Origin of the sequence: Ectopseudomonas toyotomiensis (assembly GCF_900115695.1) — a bacterium.
In the GTDB taxonomy this organism is placed as follows: domain Bacteria; phylum Pseudomonadota; class Gammaproteobacteria; order Pseudomonadales; family Pseudomonadaceae; genus Aquipseudomonas; species Aquipseudomonas toyotomiensis.
This window is the reverse complement of sequence record NZ_FOXK01000006.1, coordinates 279874-305841: the sequence shown is the minus strand read 5'-3', so window position 1 is coordinate 305841 and position 25968 is coordinate 279874. Positions and strand designations below refer to the sequence as shown.

The window sequence follows — 25968 nt, the reverse complement described above, 5'->3', positions numbered from 1 at the left end:
GCGAGAGGGCTTTCAGCGCAGCCTGTGACAGGTCGGCCGAAAAAATAGCGCGCGACTCTAGCACAGCCTCATAGCGCTTCGTGCCAGCCACTGGTATCTGGACGACAGGGTGCAAGCCGGTGTCGCATCTCGGCAAGCTTTGCCTGCTTGAAATATCGAACGACTGGTGCGTATTTTGTACGCATCGTCGCCGTCAGGCGGTATCCGCGTCATTCAAGGACAACAAAAGATGAGCACTGCCAGCCGCCAGGCACTGGAAACCCTGCTGCAGGGTATCGATGAGATCGATTGTGTAACTCCGGACCTCAATGGAGTCCCCCGTGGCAAGGTGATGACGGTCAGCGGTTTTCTTGAGGGACGGCGCCTGCAGCTCGCTCGCGGCGTACTGTTGCAATGCATCATGGGCGGCTATCCGCCGGCACGTTTCTACGGCGGTGACGATGGCGATCTGCTGCTTAGCGCTGAACCTCGCCAGATTCATCGTCTGCCCTGGAGCGAGTCGCCGCGCGCACTGGCCATCTGCGACGCGGACGAACTGGACGGGCGCAGCTCCGGGCTTTCCACGCGCGGTCTGCTCAAGAGGGTATTGGCGCGCTACGCCGAGCATGGTTGGCAACCTGTCGTGGCGACCGAGCTGGAGTTCTTCGTGTTCGCCGCCAACCCCGACCCGCAGCAGCCGTTCCAGCCGCCGGTGGGTTTGGATGGCCGTCGTGAGGACGGTGGCTCGGCGTTCAGCGTCAGTTCCGGCAATGGCCTGCGGCCATTCTTTGCCGAGGTCTATCGCTGCATGGAGGCATTGGGGCTGCCGCGTGACACCTTCATGCACGAGATGGGCGTCAGCCAGTTCGAGATCAACCTACTGCATGGCGACGCGTTGCAGCTGGCCGATCAGACCTTCCTGTTCAAGCACCTGCTCAAGGAGGTCGGCTTCAAGCATGGACTGTCCGTGGTCTGCATGGCCAAGCCGCTGGCGCATACGCCGGGTAGCTCCATGCATATCCACCAGAGCGTGGTGGAGCAGGGTAGTGGCCGCAATATCTTCAGCGCTGACAATGGCGAGGCGACAGCGGCTTTTTATCACTTCATCGGCGGTCAGCAGGTTGCAATGGCTGATTTCACCCTGCTCTTCGCACCGCATGTGAACTCCTATCAGCGCCTGTGTCATCCCTATGCGTCGCCGAACAATGCCTGCTGGTCGGTGGACAATCGCGCCGCCGGCCTGCGTATTCCGGCCAGTGCCCCGGTGGCACGGCGGGTGGAAAATCGTCTGCCGGGTGCTGATGCCAACCCCTATCTGGCTCTCGCTGCCAGCCTGGCGGCTGGGCTGCATGGTCTGGAGCGTGAGCTACAACCCAGCGCGCCGATCCAGGGTGAGTTCGAGGTGCCGGAAGAATTGGCGCTACCCTGTACCATGCACGCTGCGATCGAGCGTCTGAAACGCAGCGAGTTGGCAATCGAACTGTTCGGTGCGGAATTCATCGAAGGTTACATCGCCAGCAAGACCCTGGAGCTGACCAGCTTCTACGATGAAATTACGCCCTGGGAGCGTCGTGTTCTCGCCGCACAGGCGTGACGCTTACCCGGTTACCGCACAAGGAGCTTTACCCGCCAATGCGATTGATCTGGAAGTCATTCCGCTCGCTGTACTTTGCCACTCTGTTGATGCTGCTCGGCTCCGGTCTGCTCAGTACCTATCTGGCCTTGCGTCTGGCCGATACCGTGGATGGTCTGTGGGTCGGAGCACTGATGGCGGCCAACTATTTCGGCCTGGTGCTGGGTGGCAAGCTGGGGCATCGACTGATCGGTCGGGTGGGGCACATCCGTGCCTACGTGGCCTGCGCGGGGGTGGTTACCGCAGCGGTGCTCGGCCACGGATTGGTGGAGTGGCTGCCGTTCTGGTTGTTCCTACGCATGCTGGTGGGCCTGGGCATGATGTGCCAGTACATGGTCATCGAGAGCTGGCTCAACGAGCAGGCTGAAGCCAAGCAGCGTGGTCTGGTGTTCAGTGGCTACATGGCGGCCTCCTATCTGGGACTGATCCTTGGCCAGCTGGCTTTGGTCGTACACCCGACGCTGGGGCTGGAGCTGCTGATGTTGGTGGCGCTGTGCTTCGCGCTGTGCCTGGTGCCGGTGGCGCTGACCCGGCGCCTGCACCCGGCCCCCTTGCACCCGGCGCCGCTGGAGCTGCGTTTCTTCCTCAGTCGTGTGCCGCTGTCGCTGACCACCATCTCGGTGGCCGGTCTGCTGATCGGCTCGTTCTACGGTCTGGCGCCGCTGTACGCCACGCGGATGGGCCTGTCGACCGAGCAGGTGGGCCTGTTCATGGGCAGCTGTATTCTCGCCGGCCTGCTGGTGCAGTGGCCGCTGGGCTGGCTTTCCGATCGACATGACCGCGTGCGCCTGATTCGCGGCTGCTCGGTCTTGCTGCTACTGGCGGCCTTGCCGCTGGCGGCACTGCCGGAGGTATTCCTCGGCTTACTGTTCGGTGTCGGCTTTCTGGTCAGCCTGATGCAGTTCAGTCTCTATCCGCTGGCGGTGGCCTTGGCCAATGACCATGTGGAGCCGGAGCGCCGCGTGTCACTGACGGCCATGCTGCTGGTCACCTTCGGCGTGGGTGCCTGCATCGGCCCGCTGCTGGCCGGTGTGCTGATGCGTTTCTACGGCGCCAACATGCTCTATGTGTTCGTCAGCGTTTGCGCGTTGATTCTGGTCTGGCGCATTCGTCCTGAAGTGGTGACCCATCTGCATCAGGTCGACGATGCGCCGCTGCACCATATGGCCATGCCGGGTAACGTCACCAGCTCACCGCTGGTCGCTGCGCTCGACCCGAGAGTCGATGAGCAGACGGTGCAGGAGCAGATGCAGGAACCAGCCACCGCTGCGGCAGCGGCGGCTGAAGAGGACCAGCAGAAAACGCAGGCGGACCAGTAAAGGCTGCGCGGGTCAGAAGGGGCCGTCGCTCTCGGTGCGACGCGCCTCGCGTTGCAGCTGATAGACGAAGCGCTCGACCTGGCGTTGCTCCAGGCCGTTCAGGCGATGAAAACGAGTGCCGACGAACGTCATGTCGACCTTGTCCTCGTATTGCACGTGGCGTAACTCCACGGCGCAGGTCATGTTGCCGAAGGGCAGATAGGCGGTGAGTCGCTCGTGTACCTGGCCATTGTTCAATTGCTGGCTGAGGTTGCCGGCGAAACGCAGTTTGCAGCCGGTGGCCGAGATGTCCAGCAGATGACCTGACAGCGGTTCGCGCAGCTTGTCGCCGCTGAGTACGACCTTGACCAGATCGCTTTGCTTCAACTGCGCACGGAAGGCGCTGCGGCGCTGGTGATAGATCACTTCGGTGGGCAGCGGTGCCCAGTAGCAGGGGGCTCCCTCGAGTTCGCCAAGCTGCACGTCGTGATCACAGGTCCAGGCTACTCGCACCCCGTCGCGGAACGCCTCGACGTTGAAGGTTTCGCCTTGCTTGAGAAAACGTTCGCCATCGGTAGGGATGATCTCGTCCAGCGCTAAGCGCGCACGGTCTTTATCGATTTCGACAAGGTAACTTTGAAAACGCTGGCCACGATCCTTGAATTGGATAACCAGGGGGTCATGGTTCTGTTGCAATTGACGTAGGGTGGCAATGATCTCGACGGATGTCTTGAGCACCTTGGGCGGTTGAGGACCGCTCTCGTCGTTGAACGCGCTGGACACAGTTCGGAACTCTCCGAGTCATGGACTACAACGGCACTAGCATACTGGCATAGTGCCTGCATGTCCCTGTGCTTTTTGTTGGGGGAATGGCTCAGGCCTGGCTGAGCGGCCTTTGCTGCGCGATTCTAGCGGCACTGCCGCGGCTGTCATAGAGGCCCGGGGTCTCTCCGCCACGCAGAATGCCGAGGACGCTGCCGACCGAGGCCTGGTTGGCGCGAATCAAACGCCCATTGCGCAGATTGGCCTCCTGGCAACGCTGCAGCAGAGCGGACAACTCCTCGCTGCGCGCCAGCAGTTGATCGCCCACGGAGGACTTGCTCGCCAGCGCGTTGAGTCCTTCGCGATCAGCACTCAGGCCGGCACTTTGCAGCAGGCGGCTGCGGTCGTTGCCATGCTGCTGAAGCAGGGCAAGCAGAGGTTGTTTTTCGTTGAGAAGGCTATCGAGGCGCGGCAGGTCGCGCTCGGTGAGTGCCTGGAATTCGTTATCGATCAGCTCAAGCAATTGCTCGGCAGTGCCGATATCGTTGGTGAAGAGGTCAAGCAAGGCTGTGTCATTCATGGCGGGCTCTTGGGGGTCGGGCGTCCAACACCCCCAGCGCAGCCCTGAGACTAGCGCTGGGATTCGAAGTCGAGCAGTTTCTGGGCGACGCGTTTGCTGTCGACCTGATAGCTGCCATCAGCGATGGCCTGTTTCAGCTGGGCCACACGCTCCTTGTTGACGATGGGCTGATCACGCAGCTTCTCGCCGATTGTTTGCAACTGTTGTGCCTCACGGCTCAGTTGCACCGATTCGCCGCTCTTGGCGTTGGTTTGTTCATCGTTACCGGTGACAGGCGCCTTGTTCGGTTGTGCCGACTCATTGCGATTGCCAGCCTGAGTTGCGCCGGTACGTCCCGCATTGGCGGGCGTATTGGCATTGTTCAGCCGGTTGAAGTCGATGACCATGATGCAGAACCTCGGACGATATGGTGGACGCTTGCCATGCTTCTCGGCTGCTGCCGGAAAAACTTTAGGATTAATTTCATCGCGTCGTTGAACAGTGTAGGGAATCGCCACGTCTTTGCGCTACAAGAAACATGCCTACATGGGTACTTCCACTTGACCAGGCCCGACCACGCGGGCTCGAACGACTCGCTGCGAACGCAGGTTGCGCACGTTGATCTGTTCGCCTGGAGCGCCATCGGTCAGGGCTTCGCCGGGCATACGGACACTCACGCGAGCGCCGCGAGCGCTGATCACCACCTGATCGCCGCGCCGAATGACCTCGGCTACTTGCAGATGAGTCGAAAGAAGAATCTGGTCACTACCGAGTTGTCGTGTCAATTTCTTGCCGATTGCCTGCGTCGGGTCGGTCAGGAAGTTCTGACCCAGTTGCCCGATATCGCGTTCCACCAGGCTCAAATCTGCAGCCTTGACTACGCTCATGCGCTTGAGGGGGCGAGTCAGCACGACGATTGGCCGATACAACCGCACTTCAGCCGGCACGAATACGGTCCAGGGGGCGCTGCCGTCGCAACGCACGCGAGTGGTGACGCGGCCCAGTGGTTGCGCCGGGCTTTCCAGCGTGGTGGTCAGCGGCTGATCGCACAGGGGCAGGCGTAACCGCGGGTCGAGACGATTGACGCGAATCTCATGGCGGCCCTGAATTTCGCTACGCTGTAGATATTCAGTGGTCGCCTGCTCAAGAAAGGCCTCGGTGGCGCCGATAAGCTGTTCAGTGCTGGTGAAGGTGGCGGCCGCCGTAGCGCTGTAGCCGAGTGTCGGCAAAGCGAGTAAAACGGGCAAAGGGGTAAGGCACTTTGCCAGTAGCTGACGGAATGATGACGTTCTCTGCTTCATGAGCAATGCAAAGCAAGCCCCGTGCCGCCTGCTAGGCTCAATGGGGTAGGCGTTACTAGACAAGAAGGAGTCCGGGCATGGCCGGGTTGATGGATTCGGTTAACCAGCGCACTCAGCTGGTGGGACAGAACCGCTTGGAGTTGTTGCTGTTCCGCCTGGAAGGCCCACAGCTTTACGGTATCAATGTATTCAAGGTGAAAGAGGTGCTGCAGTGCCCGAATCTCACCATCATGCCCAAATCAAGTCCGGTGGTGCGGGGGGTGGCCAACATTCGTGGGGGTACCATTCCGATTCTCGATCTTTCCATCGCTACCGGCCGTACCGCGCTGGAAGATCTGAAGACCAGCTTCGTGATCATCACCGAGTACAACACCAAGGTTCAGGGTTTTCTGGTGCGTTCGGTCGAACGTATCGTCAACATGAATTGGGAGGAGATCCATCCGCCACCCAAGGGCACCGGACGCGATCACTACCTGACAGCAGTCACGCGGCTCGACCAGCAGTTGGTAGAGATCATCGATGTCGAGAAGATTCTTGCCGAAGTCGCGCCGACCTCGGAGGTGATCTCCGCTGGCGTCATCGATGATCAGGTGCAGAGTCAGGCGGTGACCAAGCATGTGCTGATCGTCGATGACTCCTCGGTGGCGCGCAAACAGGTTTCGCGCTGCCTGCAGACTGTTGGCGTCGAGGTGACGGCGCTGAACGATGGCCGCGAGGCACTCAATTACCTCAAGAAAATGGCGGACGAGGGGCGTAATCCCGACAAGGAACTGCTGATGCTGATTTCCGACATCGAGATGCCCGAGATGGACGGATATACGCTGACTACGGAGATTCGTAGCGATCCGCGCATGCAGAAGCTGCATATCCTCCTGCATACTTCGCTTTCCGGTGTGTTCAACCAGGCGATGGTGAAGAAGGTCGGCGCTGATGACTTCCTCGCCAAGTTCAAGCCAGATGATCTGGCGGCGCGTGTGGTCGATCGCATTCGTGTATCGGATGGGGGCTGAAGGGTAACCTTCGGCGAACGTTATGGTTGCAGAGGCGGCACTAGTGTCTTCAGGTAATTTGGATTTCGAGCAGTTCCGGACTTTCCTGGAAAAGGCCTGCGGTATTCTGCTTGGCAGCAACAAGCAGTACCTGGTCTCCAGCCGTCTGAACAAGCTGATGGAACAGAACGGCATCAAGACCCTGGGTGAGCTGGTGCAGCGTATGCAAAGCCAGCCGCGCGGAGGGCTGCGCGAGCAGGTCGTAGATGCCATGACCACCAACGAGACCCTGTGGTTTCGTGACACTTATCCCTTCGAGGTTCTCAAGAACCGCGTGCTGCCGGAATTGATCAAGGCTTACCCGGCCCAGCGCCTGCGTATTTGGTCGGCGGCTTGCTCGTCCGGCCAGGAGCCTTACTCGCTGTCGATGTCCATCGATGAGTTCGAGCGCACCAACCTCGGTCAGCTCAAGGCAGGTGTGCAGATCGTTGCCACCGACCTTTCGCCGTCGATGCTGACCAATTGCAAATCCGGCGAGTACGACAGCCTTGCCATGGGGCGAGGCCTTTCGCAGGAGCGTTTGCAACGCTACTTCGACCCCAAGGGACCAGGGCGTTGGCAGGTCAAGGCGCCGATCAAGAGCCGTGTCGAGTTTCGCCCACTGAATTTGCTGGATAGCTACGCGGCATTGGGCAAATTCGACATCGTCTTCTGCCGCAACGTGCTGATCTACTTCTCGGCAGAAGTGAAGAAGGACATCCTCACGCGCATCCACGCCACGTTGAAACCGGGCGGTTATCTGTTCCTCGGCGCCTCCGAAGCGCTCAATGGCCTGCCGGACAAGTACCAGATGGTGCAGTGCAGTCCTGGGATCATCTACAAGGCCAAATAGGCACAAGGCATGTTTGGTATCAGCAACGGGAGGCCTTTGGCCTCCCGTTTGCGTTTCTGTGCTCTGAAAACCATGTCCCCCGGCTGAACACATCGCGCACCCCAGGGTTCGGCGGGGCGGCAATCTGTCCGGTTGGCTTTGCCGCTTGCTTGCCCGTAGGCGGTAAAGCCTTGCCGCTTTGCCGTTATTTTTCCGCTTGATTGCTATTAAAGTATTGATTTTATTGAATTAAATAAATTGGCACAGCCTTTGCTGAATAGCTCACAACAGTGACCACATGGCCCAAGCGGCAAAGGTTCGGAACATGAGCATCAACTTCGGCAGAGCACTCGGCATTCACGAACAGGCCCTCGGCTTTCGCGCCCAGCGCGCCGAGGTGCTGGCCAACAATATCGCCAACGCCGATACGCCGAACTACAAGGCTCGCGATCTGGACTTCGCCAGCGTCCTGGCCGAGCAAAGCAATCGCATGCAGCGCGGTGGCGTTTCCCTGAACCGCACCGATAGCCGCCACATTCCGGCCGAAGGCGTCAGCAGCGGTGACGCTGAACTGCCTTATCGCACGCCGTTCCACGCGTCGCTGGATCAGAACACCGTCGACCTGCAGATCGAGCAATCGAACTACGCCGAGAACTCGGTGCAGTTTCAGGCCAGCTTCACCTTTCTCAATAGCAAATTCAAAGGGCTGACCAGTGCCCTGCGCGGCGAATAAGGAGCGCGACCATGTCCCTTGCCAGTGTTTTCAACATCGCCGGAACCGGCATGAGCGCCCAGAGCACTCGCCTGAACACCATTTCCAGCAACATTGCCAACGCCGAGACCGTTTCCTCGAGCCTGGATCAGACCTACCGCGCTCGCCACCCAGTATTCGCCACCGTATTTCAGAATGCTCAAGGCGGCGACCGCGGCTCGCTGTTCGCTGAACAGGATGAGGCCGGGCGTGGTGTGCAGGTGCTGGGCGTGATCGAGGATCAGAGCAGCCTGATGCCACGCTATGAGCCTGATCACCCGATGGCCAACGCTGACGGCTATGTCTACTACCCGAACGTCAACGTGGTCGAGGAAATGGCCGACATGATTTCTGCCAGCCGCGCCTTCCAGACCAACGTTGAAATGATGAATACCGCCAAACAGATGCTGCAGCGCGTGCTGACCCTGGGTCAGTAAGACGAGACGAGGAAATCAGGGTATGAGCACCGTAAACGGCACGAGCTCGGTACTGGATCAGTACCAGCACAAACAGGACGCACCGAAGAGCAATGACCTCGGCAAGAACGAGTTCCTCAACTTGCTGGTGGCCCAACTCAACAACCAGAACCCGCTGGAGCCTCAGGGCAATGGTGAGTTCATCGCCCAGTTGGCGCAATTCAGCCAGGTCGAAGGCATCGAGAAGCTCAACACCAGCATGGGCTCGATGCTTTCCAGCTTCCAGTCTTCGCAGGCATTGCAGGCGTCTTCTCTGGTCGGCCGCAAAGTGATCGTGCCGAGCGAGAAGGCGGTGGTCGATACCAGTGAAAGTTTCAAGGCCAGCACTATTTTGCCGGTCAGCAGCAGCAACGTGTACGTCAACGTCTATGACAATTCGGGGGCGTTGGTTACCCGTATCAACCTTGGCGAACAGGCTGCCGGCAACGTCAGCTTCATCTGGGACGGCAAGGATTCCGACGGCAACGTGGCGCCGCCGGGCACCTACAAGTTCGAGGCGCAGGCCACCTACGGTAGTGAAACCAAGGGGCTGTACACCCTGCTGCCGGCTAACGTCGACAGCGTCACCCTGGGCGGCAGTGAGCTGATGCTCAACCTCGCCGGTCTGGGCAGCGTTCCGCTTTCTCAAGTGCAGGTCATCGGCCAATAACTATTGCCGCCGGCAGTTCCGGCAAAGGAGTCTTCCATGTCGTTCAATATTGGTCTCAGCGGCTTGCGTGCCGCGACCAGCGACCTCAACGTCACCGGCAACAACATCGCCAACGCCGGTACTGCAGGTTTCAAGCAGTCGCGTGCCGAGTTCGCCGATGTCTATGCCGCTTCCGTTCTGGGCACCGGCAAGAATGCGCAGGGTAGTGGTGTGCTGCTGGCAGACGTATCGCAGCTGTTCAACCAGGGTAACGTCAACTACACGAACAACGCTCTGGATCTGGCCATCAATGGCAACGGCTTCTTTGTGACCAGCAACAATGGCGAGATTGGCTATACCCGTGCTGGTTACTTCGGTACGGATCGCGATGGCTACATCGTCAACAACTTCGGTTACCGCCTGCAGGGGTACGCGGCTGATGACAGCGGCAACATCCTGCCGGTGCAGTCTGATCTGCGCATCAGTGCCGGTCAGCAAGAGCCCCGGGCTACTACCAGTGTTACCCAGCGCCTCAACCTGAACTCCAATGCGGTACGGCCTGCTAACGCAGGAACCATGGCGGCGCCGACCTTCGACCCGAGCGATTCGAAGTCTTTCAACTGGTCCACTTCGACCAATATTTACGACTCTCAGGGCAACGCCCACGTGATGACCCAATACTTTGTCAAGAACGAAGCGCCGGCCAACAACGGCTGGGTCATGCATGTGTTGATCGATGGGGTCAATCCGCGTGATCCGAGTAGTACTCAGCCTTACAGCTATGCGGTGAACTACGATGCCGCAGGTCAGTTGGCTACGCCGGCCATCACGCCGCTGGCCAGCACGCCGGCCAACCCGGCGCTGGATGCACCGGCCATTCCGGTGGGTACGCCCAATGGCATCTTCGCGCTGGCGGATACCGATTGGGTGCCGGCCGAGAAGGATCCGGTCAACCCCGGGACCATGGTGCCCAACGGTGCTGACAGTGAGGCCTTCACCTTCGACATGCGTGGCTCAACCCAGTACGCCGCCTCCTTTGGAGTCAACGCCGTCAGTCAGGATGGCTACACCACGGGCCAATTGGCTGGTATCGAGATCGATGACACCGGGGTGATCTTCGCCCGTTACACCAACGGCCAGTCCAAGGTGCAGGGGCAGGTGCTGCTGGCGAACTTCGCCAACGTCCAGGGGCTCACTCCGGTAGGCAAGACGGCGTGGGCGCAGTCGTTCGAATCCGGTGAGCCGGTGATTGGCACGCCGCGCAGCAGTACCCTGGGTGCTCTGCAGGCAGGTGCGCTGGAAGACTCCAACGTCGAGCTGTCGGATCAATTGGTGAACCTGATCGTGGCGCAGCGCAACTACCAGGCCAATGCCAAGACCATCGAAACCGAAAGTGCCATTACCCAGACCATCATCAACCTGCGTTGATGGGCTTGGGCTGAAACAAAGCGGCAAGCCTGGCTTGCCGCTTTTGCCGTTTCAGGGCCGGCAAAACCCCGCCGCCGGCTTTCCTTTGTGATCCTGACTTATTTATAAAGTCATTTTAAATCAGTATCTTGCGTTAATTTTCAGAGACTGGCACGGCGCTTGCTGTAATCACTGCAAAGAGCCAAGGGCGTGTCGCCCACTCGGAGAATTACCATGGACAAGATGCTGTACGTCTCCATGACCGGAGCGCAGAACAACACACTGGCTCTGCGCGCCCACGCCAATAACCTGGCGAACGTTTCCACCTCGGGTTTTCGTCGCGATTTCGAGCAGGCGCGCTCCATGCCGCTGTTCGGTGAGAGCTATCCGGCACGTGTATTCGCCATGAGCGAGCGTCCGGCTACGGATTTTCGCCCGGGCTCGCTGCAGGAAACCGGTCGTGATCTTGATGTTGCCATTGGTGGCAAGGGCTGGATCGCCGTGCAGGCGCCCGATGGCGGTGAGGCCTACGTACGCACTGCCAGCCTGAACATCGATGCTCTGGGAATACTGCGTACCGGCAATGGTTTGCCGGCCATGGGCAATGCCGGGCCGATTGCCGTGCCGCCAGAGCAGAAGGTGGAGATTGGCCAGGACGGCACCATCAGTATTCGTGCGCTTGGTGAAGATCCCAACGTATTGGCTGAAGTCGACCGTATCAAGTTGGTCAACCCTGATCCGAAAAGCATGGAGAAGGGCACCGATGGCCTGATCCGCGTCAAGGGCCAGCCCGAGATAGAGGCCGATGCGACCGTTCAGGTGACGTCGGGTTTCCTCGAGGCGAGCAACGTCAACGCCGTTGAAGAGATGACCGCCATCCTTTCCCTGTCCCGTCAGTTCGAGCTGTCGGTGAAGATGATGCGCACCGCCGAGGACAACTCGTCGGCCATGGCGCGGGTTTTGCAAATTAGCTAATTACCAGCACGCGGCGCCGTAAAACCGGCGCCCGAGGAGAATCGATATGCTTCCGGCACTGTGGGTCAGCAAGACCGGTTTGTCCGCTCAGGACATGAACCTGACCACCATTTCCAACAACCTGGCCAACGTGGCGACCACCGGCTTCAAGCGTGATCGCGCCGAGTTCGAGGATCTGCTCTATCAGATCCGTCGTCAGCCAGGTGGCCAGTCCAGCCAGGACAGCGAGTTGCCCTCAGGTTTGCAGCTCGGCACCGGTGTGCGCGTGGTGGGTACGCAGAAGATCTTCACCGCCGGCAGCCTGCAAACGACCGAGCAGCCGCTGGACATGGCGGTCAATGGCCGTGGTTTCTTCCAGATCCTGCAGCCCGATGGCACCGTTTCCTATACCCGTGATGGCAGCTTTCATCTGAATTCCGATGGGCAGATCGTCACTTCCCAAGGCTTTGCCCTGGAACCGGCGATCGTCCTGCCGAACGAAGTGCGCACCTTCACCGTCGGTGAGGACGGCACTGTCTCGGTGACCACCACCGGCAATCCGCAGCCGCAGATCATCGGCAATATCCAGCTGGCCGACTTCGTCAACCCTGCTGGCCTGGAAGCCATCGGTAACAACCTGTTCCTGGAGACCGGCTCCAGTGGCGCGCCGCAGGTGGGCAACCCGGGCCTCAATGGCCTTGGCACCACGCTGCAGAACACCCTGGAAAACTCCAACGTCAGCGTGGTGGAAGAGTTGGTGAACATGATCACCACCCAGCGCGCTTACGAGATGAACTCCAAGGTGATTTCCACCGCTGATCAGATGCTGTCGTTCGTGACGCAGAACCTCTGATTTTTGACACTGTTTTGAACGCCGCGAGGTAGTGGTTATGAACCGGCAAATTCTCTGTTTCCCTCTGTTGGCTGGCGTGCTGCTCTCCAGCGGCTGCATGGCACCGACAGCCAAGCCGGACGATCCCTATTACGCGCCAGTGTTGCCACGTACGCCGCTGCCGGCTGCACAGAACAATGGTTCGATCTACCAGGCTGGCTTCGAAAATGGCCTGTATGACGACCGCAAGGCTTTCCGCGTGGGCGACATCATCACCATCACCTTGAATGAGCGCACCCAGGCCAGCAAGAACGCCAACAGCAATCTGCAGAAAGACAGCAGCGGAACCCTCGGCGTGCCCAACCTGTTCGGCATGGCCGTCGCCCCGGACAACCCGCTGCGCAGCCTCAGCGCCCTGGGTATGACCAACAACAACCTGAGCCTGGATTCGAGCTGGAATTCCCAGCGTGACGCCACAGGCTCTGGTCAGGCAGGGCAGAGCAACAGCTTGTCTGGCTCGGTCACCGTGACCGTCGCTGAAGTGCTGCCCAACGGCATTCTGGCCGTGCGTGGCGAGAAGTGGATGACGCTCAATACCGGCGATGAGCTGATGCGTATCTCCGGGCTGGTGCGTGCCGACGACATTTCCACTGACAACACCGTGTCTTCCACGCGGGTTGCCGATGCGCGCATCACCTATTCCGGGACTGGCGCCTTCGCCGACGCCAGTCAGCCCGGCTGGATGAGTCGTTTCTTCATGAGCCCGCTGTGGCCGTTCTGATCGCGGGGAACTGTAGATGAAAACCTGGCTGACTCATTCGCCGTCCCTGTTACTCGAGCACCTGTCCAACTGGTACGCGCGAGTGACGACCAGCGGTTCGGCGCGCAAGGCCTTCGCTGTGAGCACGGCTACCAAGCGAGGTGCGCGAGTTCATGGCAGTGAGTCGGCACAGGCCGGGGCGTGCCGTCGACAGTTTGCCGTCGCTCATCGCGGCTATCGCCGCCGTGGTGCCAACGACTGGCTATTGCTGGCAACCATGCTGGCGTGCCTGTTGCTGAGCTTGCCGACTCAGGCCGAGCGCTTGAAGGACCTGGCATCGATCCAGGGTGTGCGCAGCAACCAGTTGATCGGTTACGGCCTGGTTGTTGGCCTCAATGGCAGCGGCGACCAGACCACGCAAACCCCCTTTACCGTGCAGACCTTCAACAACATGCTGGCGCAGTTCGGCATCAAGGTGCCGCCAGGCGGCAACGTACAGCTGAAGAACGTCGCGGCCGTATCGGTGCATGCTGATCTGCCGGCGTTCGCCAAGCCGGGACAGACCATCGACATCACCATCTCCTCCATCGGCAACGCCAAGAGCCTGCGCGGTGGCAGCCTGTTGATGACGCCGCTCAAGGGCATCGACGGTAACGTCTACGCCATCGCCCAGGGCAACCTGGTGGTCGGTGGTTTCGATGCCAGTGGTGCCGACGGTTCGCGCATCACCGTCAACGTGCCGTCCGCCGGGCGCATCCCCGGGGGGGCTACCGTCGAGCGTCCGGTGCCGAGTGGTTTCGATCAGGGCAATTACCTGACTTTGAACCTCAACCGTCCTGACTTCACCACGGCGAAGAATATCGTCGATCAGATCAACGACCTGCTTGGCCCTGGCGTGGCCCAGGCCATCGATGGCGGCTCGATTCGTGTCAGCGCACCGCTCGACCCGAATCAGCGCGTCGACTATCTGTCGATCCTCGAGAACCTGCAGGTCGAGGCAGGTAAAGCGGTGGCCAAGGTCATCATCAACTCGCGTACCGGCACCATCGTCATTGGTCAGGACGTCAAGGTACAGCCGGCTGCAGTGACGCACGGCAGCCTGACCGTGACCATTACCGAAGACCCCATCGTCAGCCAGCCCGAGGCATTTTCCGGCGGACAGACCGCGGTGGTCCCGCGCTCGCGCGTGGGCGCCGAGGAAGAGGCCAAACCGATGTTCAAGTTCGGCCCTGGTACCAGCTTGGACGAGATTGTCCGCGCGGTTAACCAGGTGGGCGCAGCGCCCTCCGACCTGATGGCCATCCTGGAGGCGCTCAAGCAAGCCGGCGCTCTTCAGGCCGACCTGATCGTGATCTGAGGAGGATTGCCGATATGGATTCTCGACTCTCAGCCGGTCTGCTGGCAGGCGGTAAAAGCCCGATCGACAGTGGCGCCTTCACCGACCTGAACCGCCTCAACCAGTTCAAGGTGGGCGGTGACACCGAGCAGAACATCCGCAAGGTGGCACAGGAGTTCGAATCGCTGTTCATGAATGAAATGCTCAAGGCCATGCGTTCGGCCAACGCCGCGTTCGGCGAGGGCAATTTCATGAACAGCAACGAGAGCAAGACCTATCAGGACATGCACGACCAGCAGCTGGCGGTGACGCTCTCCAAGGAAGGGCGCGGTATCGGTCTGGCTGATGTGCTGGTGCGGCAGATGTCGAAGATCAAGCAGCCGTCGAGCCGCCCAAACCCCTTCGCGCAGATCGAGCAACCGGTCGCAGCAGTGAGCGAGTCGAAGGCTGACAAGGTCGCCACTAGCGAAGGCTTCCGTGATGACGTGGCGCTGCTCAATCGCCGTCGCCTCTCCGTGCCGGGCAAATTGGCGGACCGCCTGTTGGCCGGTATCGTGCCATCGGCTGCAGAGGGCGAGGGCAAGACCCTGGCCGGCAGTGACTGGATTCCGGCGCAGGCCAGCGCCGCGCCCAAAGATCGCGGCCTTAGTCTTGGCAATAGCGATGCATTGACGGGCCGTCGTATTGCTCAACCGCCGCTGGCGCCGGGCAAAGCTGCATTCAGCTCACCGCAGGAATTCGTCGCCACCATGCTGCCGATGGCGGAAGCCGCTGCCGAGAAGATCGGTGTCGACCCGCGTTACCTGGTGGCCCAGGCCGCGCTGGAAACCGGTTGGGGCAAGTCGATCATCCGCACCCGTGATGGCGAGAGCAGTCACAACCTGTTCGGCATCAAGTCCCATGGCAGCTGGGAGGGCGAATCGGCCCGCGTGCTGACCACCGAATACAAGGGTGGCAAGGCGGTCAAGGAAGCGGCCAGCTTCCGTGCCTATGACTCCTATGCGCAGAGCTTCGACGATTACGTCAGTTTCCTGCAGAACAACGGTCGCTACGAGAAAGCGCTGAACGTCACCGAAAATCCGGAGCGTTTCGTCAAGGAACTGCAGCAGGCTGGTTACGCCACCGATCCGAACTATGCCCGCAAGATCTCGCAGATCGCTCGCAAGATGCAGACCTATCAAGCAATCGCCGCTGCCGATAGCGCCACCACAAGGACTTGAGGTTGAATCATGGCTGACCTATTGAACATAGGCCTTTCGGGCCTGGCGGCGAACAAGACTTCGCTGGCTGTTACCGGCCATAATATCGTCAACGTCAATACGCCTGGCTTCTCCCGTCAGGAGACGATTCAGGCCACACGCACGCCGCAATTCAGTGGCGCGGGCTATATCGGCTCGGGTACGACCCTGACTGATGTTCGTCGCATCTACAACGAGTTCCTCAATACCCAGGTGCGCAGCAGCACCGCGCTGAACAGCGACACCAAGGCGTACCTGAGCCAGATCAACCAGCTCGACTCTCTGCTCGCTGGCAGCAACACCGGGATCACCCCGGGATTGCAGAAACTGTTCTCGGCCCTGCAGACCGCAGCCGAAGACCCGGCCAACATACCTGCGCGGCAGCTGGCGCTGTCGGAAGCGGAAGGGCTGGCCAAGCGTTTCAATACCGTTTACGACCGCCTGAACGAGCAGAACGCGTTCATCAACAAGCAACTGTCGGCGGTTACCGATCAGGTCAATCAGTTGGCCACCGCTATTGCGGGATACAACGACGCGATCGCTGTAGCCGCGTCCAACGGGCAGGCGCCGAACGATCTGCTCGATGCGCGTGAAGAGGCGGTGCGCAAGCTTTCCGAGTTCGTTGGCGTGACCGTGGTTCCGCAGGACGACAGCAGCTACAACCTGTTCATCGGCTCCGGCCAGCCGCTGGTCGTCGGCAAGCAGGCCGCCCGGCTCGAAGTGGTGCCAGGGCAGGCCGATCCGCTGCGGCACGAGGTGCAGTTCGTCAGCGGCAATTCGCGGCAGAACGTCACCTCGCTGATCACAGGTGGTGAAATGGGCGGCCTGCTGCGCTACCGCGAGGACGTGCTGGATACTTCGCTCAATGCCGTAGGGCGCCTGGCGCTGTCGGTCGCCGACCAGATCAACCGGCAACTGGGGCAGGGGCTGGATCTCAACGGTCAGTTCGGCAACGAGCTGTTCCGTTCGATCAATGACCCTGCGCTGCTCAGTCAGCGCAGCCTGGCGCGGGTTGGCAACAGCGACCCCAACGCCAACCTCAACGTCACGCTCACCGATACCTCGCGCTTGACCACCAGTGACTACGAGGTGCAATTCACCAGTGCCACCGAGTACGTGATTCGCCGAACGTCCGATGGCACGCTGTTTCCGCCGACCCCGGCGACGTTCGACATCACCACCGTACCTGCGCCTGAAGTGGACGGTTTCTCCCTCGGCGTGGCCAGTGGCACCTTCGCTGCCGGTGATCGCTTCCTGGTGATGCCGACCCGCAACGCCGGCCGTGATGTTCGTGCGGACATGAAGAATCCCGAGGAACTGGCTTTCGCTGCGCCGCTCAAGGCCGAAACCAGTCCGGCCAACATCGGCACCGGCAAGATCACTCAGCCGAAGCTGCTGACCGAAATCAACATCTACGATCCGGCCGCACAGGCGGATCTGGAGACCAGCCTGCGCAACGCGCCGCCGCTGCGCATCGTGATGGGGGCGGGCGGCGGAGCGACGCAGAGCTATGACGTGGTCGATATCAACGGCAACGTGATCGACACCGGCAGCATCGTTCCGGGGCAGGATAACGCGCTGACCATCAGCGTACCGGCCAACCCACCTGCGGTTCCCGCGGCTTTCGACTATCAGGTGACCATCAGTGGTCGACCCTCTGGCGGCGACAACTTCTCGGTATCGTTCAATACCAACGGCGTATCGGATAACCGTAATGCGCTGAATCTGGTCAACTTGCAGAACAAAGCCGTTATCGGGGTTAATCCGGCGGCGCCCGATACCACGGGCTCGAGCTTTTCCGACTCATATGGCGACCTGGTGGAACGGGTCGGTACGCTCACCAGCCAGGCACGAGTGGACGGCGAGGCGACCGGCGCAATTCTCAAGCAGGCCACCGATAACCGCGACTCGGTTTCCGGGGTCAATCTCGATGAAGAAGCGGCCAAACTGATCCAGTTCGAGCAGTACTACCAGGCATCCGCGCAGATCATTCAAGTTGCGCGTAACCTGTTCGATACTCTGATCAATACATTCTGATAGTCGCTTTCCCGAGTTCGGGAAGGCGCGGCCTGTACAGATGACAGGCGTTGCAAGAGGCAAGCCCCATGGTCATGCGCATCTCATCCATTCAGGCGTTCAATAACGGCGTTTCCGGCCTGGGTCGCAACTATTCGAACCTGATTCGCACCCAGGAGCAGATCAGCAGCGGCAACCGCATCCTGACCCCGGCGGATGATCCGGTGGCCTCGGTGCGCCTGCTGCAGCTCGAGCAGCAACAGGCGGTGCTCAAGCAATACAGCGACAACCTGACAGCCGCGAAGAACAGTCTGACTCAGGAAGAGACCACGCTTAATTCGGTCAATACCGTGTTGCAGCGCGTGCGTGAGCTGGCGGTGCGGGCCGGTGGCGGTTCGCTCTCATCGGAGGATCGCAACTCCATCGCCAAGGAGCTTGCCGAGCGTGAGGCCGAGCTACTCAATCTGATGAACAGCCGCAACGCCCGTGGCGAGTATCTGTTCTCCGGGTTCCTAGGCAAGAACGAGCCGTTCGTGCGTAACCCGGATGGCACCTACTCGTACTTCGGCGACGAAGGGCAGCGGACGCTGCAGGTGGCCAGCTCTACCAACGTGGCGATCAACGACAATGGCAAGCGCCTGTTCGAGGATGTCACCAACGCCAATCGTGTGGCCAACGGCAATGGAGTCAATAACCCGGCACTGCCGTCGCCGCCCCTGCCTGCGACCACCATTCCGGCGGTGCCCGCCGATGAACAGCGAGTATTCATCTCGCCGGGCCTGGTCGAGGACAACCGCGCATTCAACTCCGATTTCCGCGGCGGCGAGCCCTATTCGCTGGCCTTCGTCAGTGGCACCGAGTTCCGCATCTACGACGCCAGTGGTGCCGATGTCACGTCCGAGATTCCCGGCGGCGGCAAGATCGATCCGCTGGTCAATGGCGGTAACGTCATCAACTTCCGCGGCATGCGTTTTCAGCTCGATGTTGTCTTGAAAGAGGGCGACAACGCCCTGGATCTGGACAATCTGCTGGCCGATATCCAGCCGCCTGCGACGGCGGGTTCGCCAGGTATCGGCACCCATAGTTTCACGCTGCAGTCGGCGCCCACCGAGTTCGCTGCTACCCGCGCTTCCACCAATGGCTCTGCCGCTGTTGTAGCAGGGGGCAACATCGTCAACCAGGCTGTTTTCGACAGCCAGTTCCCGACTTCGGGTGTGGTGCTGCGTTTCACCGACGACAGCAACTACGAGGTGTACGCCCAGCCGGTGGGCCCCAATAGCCCTGTGCTGACGACCGGAACGGTCACCGGCCCTTATCCGGCCAGCTTCACCGTCTATGGCGCCGAGTTCACCCTTTCCGGTCCAGCTGCCGCCGCTGGCGGCGACGAGTTCGGTGTGAAACCGCAGTTTCAGGAACAACGCAGCATCCTCAACACCATTTCGCGCTTGCGCCAGGCACTGGAGTCCTCGCCGACATCGCCGGCGGGCAACCTGGGCGTGCGCGATGAAGTGGCCATCGCCCTGAAGAATCTCGACAACGGCATGGGCAACGTGCTGGAAGTGCAGACCGAGATCGGCGCGCGCCTCAACATGATCGACACCACCAGCGTCGACAATGAGGACGTGACACTGGTGAACAAGTCCGTGCAGGCCGAGTTACGCGAACTCGACTATGCCGAGGCATTGTCGCGGCTGTCGTTCCAGACCATCATTCTCGAGGCGGCGCAGCAGAGCTACGTGAAGATCGCCGGGCTGAATCTGTTCAATCAACTGCGTTGAGGGTTCATCTCCTTGACGTGATCTGCCAGTAGCAAATTCTTTTCTCTTGCGTTCGGTTCGGCCTATGCTGGCTTTGCGTGGCGTAGCCTTGCCCGAACATATTTCCTATCGCTGAATCAGTAATTCGACCTAGTCGCTGCTGTCGCAGTTGGCTGGTAAATTGCTTGCCAGGTCATAGAGCCAGAATTCTGACTGCGCTGTCGGACAAACATGATTAGGTTTGTCTTGAGGAGAGCGGCTTCAGAGCCAAAAATTTTAGAGGTAGGTATGGGATACAAGCTTTCAATCTGTGCTGTGTTCAAGGATGAAGCGGAGTACCTGGGTGAATGGATAGATTTCCATCGCCTGATAGGGGTCGAGCACTTTTTCCTCTATAACAACAACAGCACTGATGACTACCTTGAGCGGTTGCGTGAACCCCTTGCCGACGGGGTAGTGACATTGGTTGAGTGGCCGCAAACACCTGGGCAGCTATCTGCATACAAAGACTGCCTCAGTCGTTTCGGTGCGCAGAGTCAGTGGCTGGCGTTTATTGATCTCGATGAATTTCTCTTCTCTCCTGGTCAGCAGTCTGTATCTGACGTTCTGAACGAATATGCGGAACATCCGGCCGTTGCTGTGAACTGGGTTATGTTTGGCTCGGCTGGTCATGAGAGTGCTCCCCAGGCTGGTGTTCTGGATAGCTATCAGCTTCGCGGCGAGCTGGATGTCGTGATTCCGTACGAGCATCTACGCTTACCTGGGCAGGGTTATGTACCTATCAACTGCCACGTCAAGAGTATCGTTCAGCCTGAGTTCGTAGTTGATTGCATAAATCCGCATTTCTTTATCTATAGGGCGGGATTGTGTGCAGTGGATGAGCTGCGCCGTCCAGTGCCAGGGCCTTTCACGTCTTCTGTTTCTGTCAAGCGTTTGCGCCTGAACCATTACTGGAGCAAATCGCTGGAGGAATGTCGGAAGAAGTTTGCCAAAGGCAAGGCTGACTCTCATGGTAAACGAAGCTGGGAGGAGTTCGCGTTACGTGACTCACGGCTCAATAGCGTCGAGGATGACGTCATTGTCCAATGTCGAGATCGGCTTCTGGCAGGTGGCGCCAATTCTGTTGCGTTCTCGGAGTCGGAGGCCAGTCCTTATAGCTACGATACGCAGAGTCGGGTGTATTGCCGCGAGCGCAATGCCCATTTCGGCTATAGCGATGGTGATGCTATTGAGGGCTTTCTTTATAACGCCATTAGCTCAAGCCGTGATATCTCGACTGGCTCTGAAGAGTTGCTGCAATATATCTCGAATTGGCCGACGCTATATCACCTGAGTCCGGCAAGAGCGAACCTTTTTCGGCCAATAGAAAATAGTTTACGCGGTAAGAAGGTGCTTGAGTTGGGCTCGGGGTGCGGGGCAATAAGCCGCTTTCTAGGTGAGCTCGGGTGTGAGTTGACCTGTGTAGAAGGCAGCAGGCGCCGTGCAGGCATTACTGCTGCGCGTTGCCGTGACCTGCCAAACGTCAGGGTCTACAACGACAATTTTCAAGACTTCAAGACCAACGAGCAGTTTGATGTCGTAACGCTAATAGGCGTGTTGGAGTACAGCCGAAAGTTCATCGGTGGGCCTGATCCGGTGGGCGCAGCATTGGCACTGGCTCGTTCGTTCCTCAAGCCTGATGGCGTTTTGTTGATCGCTATCGAAAACAAGTTGGGGCTGAAGTACTGGGCTGGAGCCTACGAAGATCATCAGGGCATCCCTTTCTATGGGATTGAGAGTCTGTATGGTGATGGGGAAGCCGTGACTTTCGGTCGCCGCGATCTGGCCAGGATTCTTGAACAGGCGGAGTTCTCCAACCTTGAGTTCTACTACCCATATCCAGATTACAAATTACCCAATCTGGTGTTGAGTGAGTTAGCTCTGCAGCAGCCTCCGGCTGTCTTGATCAATCTCCTGTCCAGCGCCTTTGCACCTGTCCAGAATGCCAATTACCAAAGGACCTTTTCCGAAGGCGCGGCCTACCGTGGCCTGGTGGAGAACGGTTTGGTTGGGGACATGGCCAACTCATTCTTCATCGTTGCAAAAAAGGGGGCAGGCAACTGGACATCTGATAGGCACGGGGTCGCATACACCTACTCTCAGGGGCGCCGTCGTGCATTGAGTAAGGAGGTCAGTATCCGTTGCGAGGATGATACCTTACAGGTTCATCGCCGTTTGCTGGCAAGTGCCTCCACGCGGCCCAAATGGATGCAGTTTGCCGAGATAGAACCCCTTCAAGACGGGGAAATCTTGTTCAACTCACTGCTGACCTTGGTTAATCGCGAGGGGTGGGGGAGTGCGCGTCTGGCCGATTGGCTGAGGCCCATGATGCAGACGTTGCTCCAGCATGTACGCAAGAATGGTCCCCATTCCGTGCTGCCAGGACGTTTTTTCGATGCGACGCCGTTCAACCTGATAATTGATGCAAAGGGGAATGGGGTTCTGTTTGATCTGGAGTGGGAACTCTGGTCGGAGATTGATCTGACGTTGCCACTGTTCCGCGGGGTTTTTCACAGCCTAGCGCGAGTCGGCACTGTCGTGCAGCCCGAAACCGGAACGCCACTGGGAGTCGCAGAGCTGGCTGGTCAGGTGGTGAGTCGATTGATTGGCCAGGAGGTCGATGTCGATGCCTGCTTGGCCAAGGAAGTTGAGTTTCAGCGGCAAGTCCTGATCTACAACTCTAGCGTCGAGTCGCTCAAGGCCTCGAAGCTGGAAGTGCGTATGTCTCCCACGCGTTTGCGGCAGGCGCTGCAACAGGCTCAGAAAACGATTGCCGATCTGAAAGGAGGGCTCCCGATTGATTCGCCCGTGTTGGCGGCAAATACCCTGCTTGGAGCAGAGAAGACCGAGTTCCTCTCTCAATGGCTTGCAGCCCGACTGCCTACGCAGATCGAGAACCATCTGATTGATGAATACCTTCAGCAGCATGCTGGAGGCCCCACGCTGGGAATAGTCGTGCTGGATCGCGAAGGCGATACGGGCAAGCTGATGAGCACGATCAAGAGCTTGGGGTTGGAGCGAGGGCTATACGCAACTCTGAAGATAATCGCGCTGACACCGTGTGATGTGCCAAAAACTACAGTGGAGGACAAGCTCCACTTTGTTCAGCTTGAGTCGAATAACCCAGTGGCAGTAATCAACAAGGTGGTGATCGAGAGCCATTTTGACTGGTTCATGCTGGTTCGCTCAGGTGAAGAGTTCACGGCGAGTGGCTTGATGATGGCGGCTCTAGAGTTGATCCGCCAACCTGACTGTCGCGCGCTTTATGGTGATGAGCTGTACCGCCAGGCTGACGGTAGTCTGGGCGCGGCCTTCCGTCCCGGCTTCAACTTGGATTATTTGCTAAGTTTCCCAACGGCGATGGCACGCCACTGGTTGATTCGCCGAGACTTGTTTGTTGCGCTTGGCGGCTATTCACTGGAAATACCGGATGCCATCGAATTTGATTTGTTATTGCGCCTTATCGAGAAAGATGGCGTTGCCGGTTTGGCTCATCTGGATGAGCCGCTACTGATCACCGACGCGCCGCGTCTGGAAGACAACAGTGACGAGCAGGCCACCCTCATTCGACATCTGAGGGCGCGTGGCTATGACGGAGAATTGCTAGCTCACTTGCCGGGCCGCTATCGCATCGATTATCGACACTCTAATCATCCGCTTGTGTCGATAATTATCCCGACCAAGGATCAGTTACCGATGGTGCAGCGGTGCGTCGAGTCGTTGTTGGAATTGACCCATTATCAAAATTTCGAAATTCTGATTGTCGATAATGACAGTCAAACCCCTGAAGCTCGTGAGTGGCTCCAAGCTATTTCCGAACTCGACGAGCGAAAACTGAGGGTGCTGCGTTACCCACATCCATTCAATTATGCAGCCATCAACAACATGGCTGTTCGGGAGTCTCGTGGCGAATATCTGGTGTTGCTGAATAACGATACTGCAATAGTTCAGGAACAGTGGCTTGAGGAAATGCTGAATCAGGCTCAGCGCCCTGAAGTCGGGATCGTTGGTGCCAAGCTGCTATACCCTGATGGCCGCATTCAGCATGCAGGTGTCATCCTGGGGCTACGCGGCCCCGCTGATCACCCATTCATTGGCGAAGCTTCTGATGCTTCGGGTTATATGCAGCGCCTGCAGGTCACGCAGAATTACAATGCGGTTACCGCTGCCTGCTTGATGATTCGTCGAGAGGTGTATGACGAGGTCGGCGGTATGGATGAGGAGGCATTTAAAGTCTCCTATAACGATGTTGATCTATGTTTAAAGTCCCGTGAGTCAGGATACCTGACGGTATGGACGCCACATGCTGTGGTACTGCACGAAGGTAGCGTCAGTCAGACCAAGGTCGACACTGCTGCTTTCGAGCTCAAGCGTAAGCGCTTCATTGCAGAGCAGGATGTGATGTATGAGCGCTGGCTGAGTCTTTTGGCTAACGACTCCGCCTACAACCGTAACTTCTCAGTCAACGGAAAAGGTTTTGAGGTTGAACCAGATGTTCAACTGACTTGGCGTCCATTGACTTGGCGTCCACTTCCAGTGGTATTGGCTCACCCTGCTGACCCTCATGGGTGTGGCAACTACCGGATCATTCGCCCGTTCAAGGCTCAGAAGGAGGCAGGGTTAATCGACGGAATGCTGTCGCCCGGCCTTTTGCAGGTCGTCGACTTGGAGCGCTATGACCCGGATGTCATCGTGCTACAACGACAGATTGGTGATGAGCGCCTCGAGGCCATGAGGCGGATCAAGAAGTTCTCTCATGCATTCAAGATTTATGAGCTCGATGACTACCTGCCCAACTTGCCCATGAAGAGTGTGCATCGTGAGCACATGCCGAAGGACATTCTCAAGTCTTTACGCAAGGGGTTGAGCTTCGTTGATCGCTTTGTCGTCTCGACGGATCGTCTGGCTGATGCATTCTCGGGTTTGCATGACAATATCCGGGTCATCGAGAACCGGTTGCCTGTCGAATGGTGGCAGGGGCTTTCCAGCCAGCGGCGTCGAGGTCGTAAGCCTCGTGTCGGTTGGGCGGGAGGTGTCAGTCATAGCGGTGATCTGGAGCTGATCAGCGATGTGGTGAAAGAACTGGCTGATGAAGTCGAGTGGGTCTTCTTCGGCATGTGTCCGCCTGCTATTCGACCCTATGTACATGAGTTCCACTCCGGGGTGGAGATAAATCGCTACCCTGCCATGCTGGCAAGCTTGGATCTGGATCTGGCGCTGGCGCCGGTAGAGCAGAACTTGTTCAACGAGTGCAAGAGCAACCTGCGCTTGCTGGAGTACGGTGCCTGTGGCTTTGCAGTTATCTGCAGTGACCTGCATTGCTACCGTGGAGATTTGCCTGTTACTCGTGTCAAGAACCGCTTCAAGGACTGGGTTGATGCAATTCGCCAGCACATAAATGATCTGGATGAAACCGCTCGCCGGGGGGATCTGCTCCGCGAGCAGGTCCTGCGCGATTGGATGCTGGAAGAACACAACGTTGCAGCCTGGCATTCCGCTTGGACTGCCGATTGATGGCTGGGCCTGTAGATCAGGCTCACTGATTGGAGAGTAGCGAATGACAAATAGGTCTAATGCTGAAGAAGGCTATCGGTTCACGGTTGACTGGTTCAGCTCGAAAAAGCACATCTGGGACGATATCTTTCGCCAATTGAATCCTGCTCGTTTCCTGGAAATTGGCTCGTTTGAGGGGCGTAGCGCCTGCTACATCATTGAAAGCGTGGCGAGCCAGAAAGATATCGAGTTGCATTGCGTCGATTCTTGGGAGGGCGGAATTGAGCACCAGCCTGGTGGTGCGGCGCCGATGGATATGTCGGTGATCGAGCAGAATTTTCTACACAATATCGAGTTGGCGGCTTCTACGGTGGAGCACAACGTCAATCTCACGTTGCACAAGAGCATGTCCGATCTTGCGTTGGCGAAGCTCGTCGCTGAAGGGTGGAGCGGTTACTTCGATATGATCTATGTAGATGGATCTCATCAGGCTCCAGATGTGCTCAGTGATGCAGTTCTGGCTTTTAAGCTACTGAAGGTTGGAGGGGTGCTGATCTTCGATGATTACCTTTGGTATGAGAATCTGCCGTATGGCAAGGACATCCTGCGATCTCCCAAGCTCGCCATTGATTCCTTCGTGAACATCAACTATCGAAAAATGGATGTGATCAGAGCTCCGCTGGGGCAGCTCTATCTGCACAAGACTCGTCACTGACGAAATGCCTGGTACATGGCACCCATGTCTGCTAGACAAATTGGTGTCATATGCCTGATTTTTTCTGGCGTACGCTCGCAACTCAATGATTTTCATAGAAATAAAAAAATAAAGTGAAACCTTAAAAAAGGCTAAAGCTGTTCCAGATGCCGCCGATACAAAGGCTGAATGCGA

General features: G+C 58.5%; 21 protein-coding genes. 17 read left to right on the top strand and 4 right to left on the bottom strand.

The window, feature by feature from the left end; all coding sequences use genetic code 11:
* Positions 1-229 precede the first annotated feature (229 nt).
* Complete coding sequence (locus tag BM186_RS14525) at positions 230-1573, top strand: glutamine synthetase family protein (protein WP_074916139.1); 1344 nt, start codon at positions 230-232, stop codon at positions 1571-1573.
* Positions 1574-1611: 38 nt separating this feature from the next.
* Positions 1612-2931: an MFS transporter gene (locus BM186_RS14520; protein ID WP_074916137.1), complete on the top strand. Its 1320-nt coding sequence runs from the start codon at positions 1612-1614 to the stop codon at positions 2929-2931.
* Between the two features lie 12 nt (positions 2932-2943).
* Here the strand turns inward: BM186_RS14520 and BM186_RS14515 are convergent, their stop codons facing one another.
* The 4 genes from BM186_RS14515 to flgA form a co-directional block, all read right to left on the bottom strand.
* Positions 2944-3693, bottom strand: a complete 750-nt coding sequence (locus tag BM186_RS14515) for a flagellar brake protein (RefSeq protein ID WP_074916135.1) — start codon at positions 3691-3693, stop codon at positions 2944-2946.
* Between the two features lie 91 nt (positions 3694-3784).
* Positions 3785-4252 carry a flagella synthesis protein FlgN gene (locus BM186_RS14510; RefSeq protein ID WP_074916133.1) on the bottom strand — a complete coding sequence of 156 codons (468 nt, stop codon included), beginning with the start codon at positions 4250-4252 and terminating at the stop codon, positions 3785-3787.
* Positions 4253-4302: 50 nt separating this feature from the next.
* Positions 4303-4638, bottom strand: a complete 336-nt coding sequence (flgM, locus tag BM186_RS14505; RefSeq protein ID WP_074916131.1) for a flagellar biosynthesis anti-sigma factor FlgM — start codon at positions 4636-4638, stop codon at positions 4303-4305.
* Between the two features lie 135 nt (positions 4639-4773).
* Positions 4774-5532, bottom strand: coding sequence for a flagellar basal body P-ring formation chaperone FlgA (gene flgA, locus BM186_RS14500; protein ID WP_074916129.1), 759 nt, complete (start codon positions 5530-5532; stop codon positions 4774-4776).
* A 77-nt stretch (positions 5533-5609) separates the two neighbouring features.
* Between flgA and BM186_RS14495 the strand changes: the two genes are divergently transcribed.
* The 15 genes from BM186_RS14495 to BM186_RS14425 all read left to right on the top strand — a co-directional run bounded on the left by BM186_RS14495 (position 5610) and on the right by BM186_RS14425 (position 25794).
* Positions 5610-6542, top strand: a complete 933-nt coding sequence (locus BM186_RS14495; protein WP_074916127.1) for a chemotaxis protein CheV — start codon at positions 5610-5612, stop codon at positions 6540-6542.
* A gap of 43 nt (positions 6543-6585) precedes the next feature.
* Complete coding sequence (gene cheR / locus BM186_RS14490) at positions 6586-7413, top strand: protein-glutamate O-methyltransferase CheR (RefSeq protein WP_059391441.1); 828 nt, start codon at positions 6586-6588, stop codon at positions 7411-7413.
* A gap of 304 nt (positions 7414-7717) precedes the next feature.
* A complete protein-coding gene (gene flgB / locus BM186_RS14485; protein WP_017679136.1) occupies positions 7718-8125 on the top strand; it encodes a flagellar basal body rod protein FlgB in 408 nt (135 codons plus the stop codon).
* Between the two features lie 11 nt (positions 8126-8136).
* Positions 8137-8580 (top strand): flagellar basal body rod protein FlgC, encoded by a 444-nt coding sequence (gene flgC, locus BM186_RS14480; RefSeq protein WP_017679137.1) that lies wholly within the window; start codon positions 8137-8139, stop codon positions 8578-8580.
* Positions 8581-8602: 22 nt separating this feature from the next.
* A complete protein-coding gene (flgD, locus tag BM186_RS14475; protein ID WP_074916125.1) occupies positions 8603-9268 on the top strand; it encodes a flagellar hook assembly protein FlgD in 666 nt (221 codons plus the stop codon).
* A 36-nt stretch (positions 9269-9304) separates the two neighbouring features.
* Positions 9305-10675 carry a flagellar hook protein FlgE gene (flgE, locus tag BM186_RS14470; RefSeq protein WP_017679139.1) on the top strand — a complete coding sequence of 457 codons (1371 nt, stop codon included), beginning with the start codon at positions 9305-9307 and terminating at the stop codon, positions 10673-10675.
* Positions 10676-10888: 213 nt separating this feature from the next.
* The gene (locus BM186_RS14465) at positions 10889-11629 is read left to right on the top strand and encodes a flagellar basal body rod protein FlgF (protein ID WP_074916123.1); all 741 of its coding nucleotides are present in this window, start codon (positions 10889-10891) and stop codon (positions 11627-11629) included.
* A 46-nt stretch (positions 11630-11675) separates the two neighbouring features.
* A complete protein-coding gene (gene flgG / locus BM186_RS14460) occupies positions 11676-12461 on the top strand; it encodes a flagellar basal-body rod protein FlgG (protein WP_072425711.1) in 786 nt (261 codons plus the stop codon).
* Between the two features lie 37 nt (positions 12462-12498).
* Positions 12499-13221: a flagellar basal body L-ring protein FlgH gene (flgH, locus tag BM186_RS14455; RefSeq protein ID WP_074916121.1), complete on the top strand. Its 723-nt coding sequence runs from the start codon at positions 12499-12501 to the stop codon at positions 13219-13221.
* Between the two features lie 256 nt (positions 13222-13477).
* Entirely contained in the window at positions 13478-14557 is a 1080-nt protein-coding gene (locus tag BM186_RS14450; RefSeq protein WP_031306690.1) for a flagellar basal body P-ring protein FlgI, read from the top strand.
* A 14-nt stretch (positions 14558-14571) separates the two neighbouring features.
* Entirely contained in the window at positions 14572-15756 is a 1185-nt protein-coding gene (flgJ, locus tag BM186_RS14445) for a flagellar assembly peptidoglycan hydrolase FlgJ (protein ID WP_074916120.1), read from the top strand.
* A gap of 9 nt (positions 15757-15765) precedes the next feature.
* Positions 15766-17811, top strand: coding sequence for a flagellar hook-associated protein FlgK (gene flgK / locus BM186_RS14440; RefSeq protein ID WP_074916119.1), 2046 nt, complete (start codon positions 15766-15768; stop codon positions 17809-17811).
* A gap of 68 nt (positions 17812-17879) precedes the next feature.
* Positions 17880-19568: a flagellar hook-associated protein 3 gene (locus BM186_RS14435; protein WP_074916117.1), complete on the top strand. Its 1689-nt coding sequence runs from the start codon at positions 17880-17882 to the stop codon at positions 19566-19568.
* A gap of 267 nt (positions 19569-19835) precedes the next feature.
* Entirely contained in the window at positions 19836-25100 is a 5265-nt protein-coding gene (locus BM186_RS14430; RefSeq protein WP_074916115.1) for a glycosyltransferase, read from the top strand.
* A 43-nt stretch (positions 25101-25143) separates the two neighbouring features.
* Positions 25144-25794, top strand: coding sequence for a class I SAM-dependent methyltransferase (locus tag BM186_RS14425; RefSeq protein WP_074916113.1), 651 nt, complete (start codon positions 25144-25146; stop codon positions 25792-25794).
* The last annotated feature ends 174 nt before the right edge of the window (positions 25795-25968 follow it).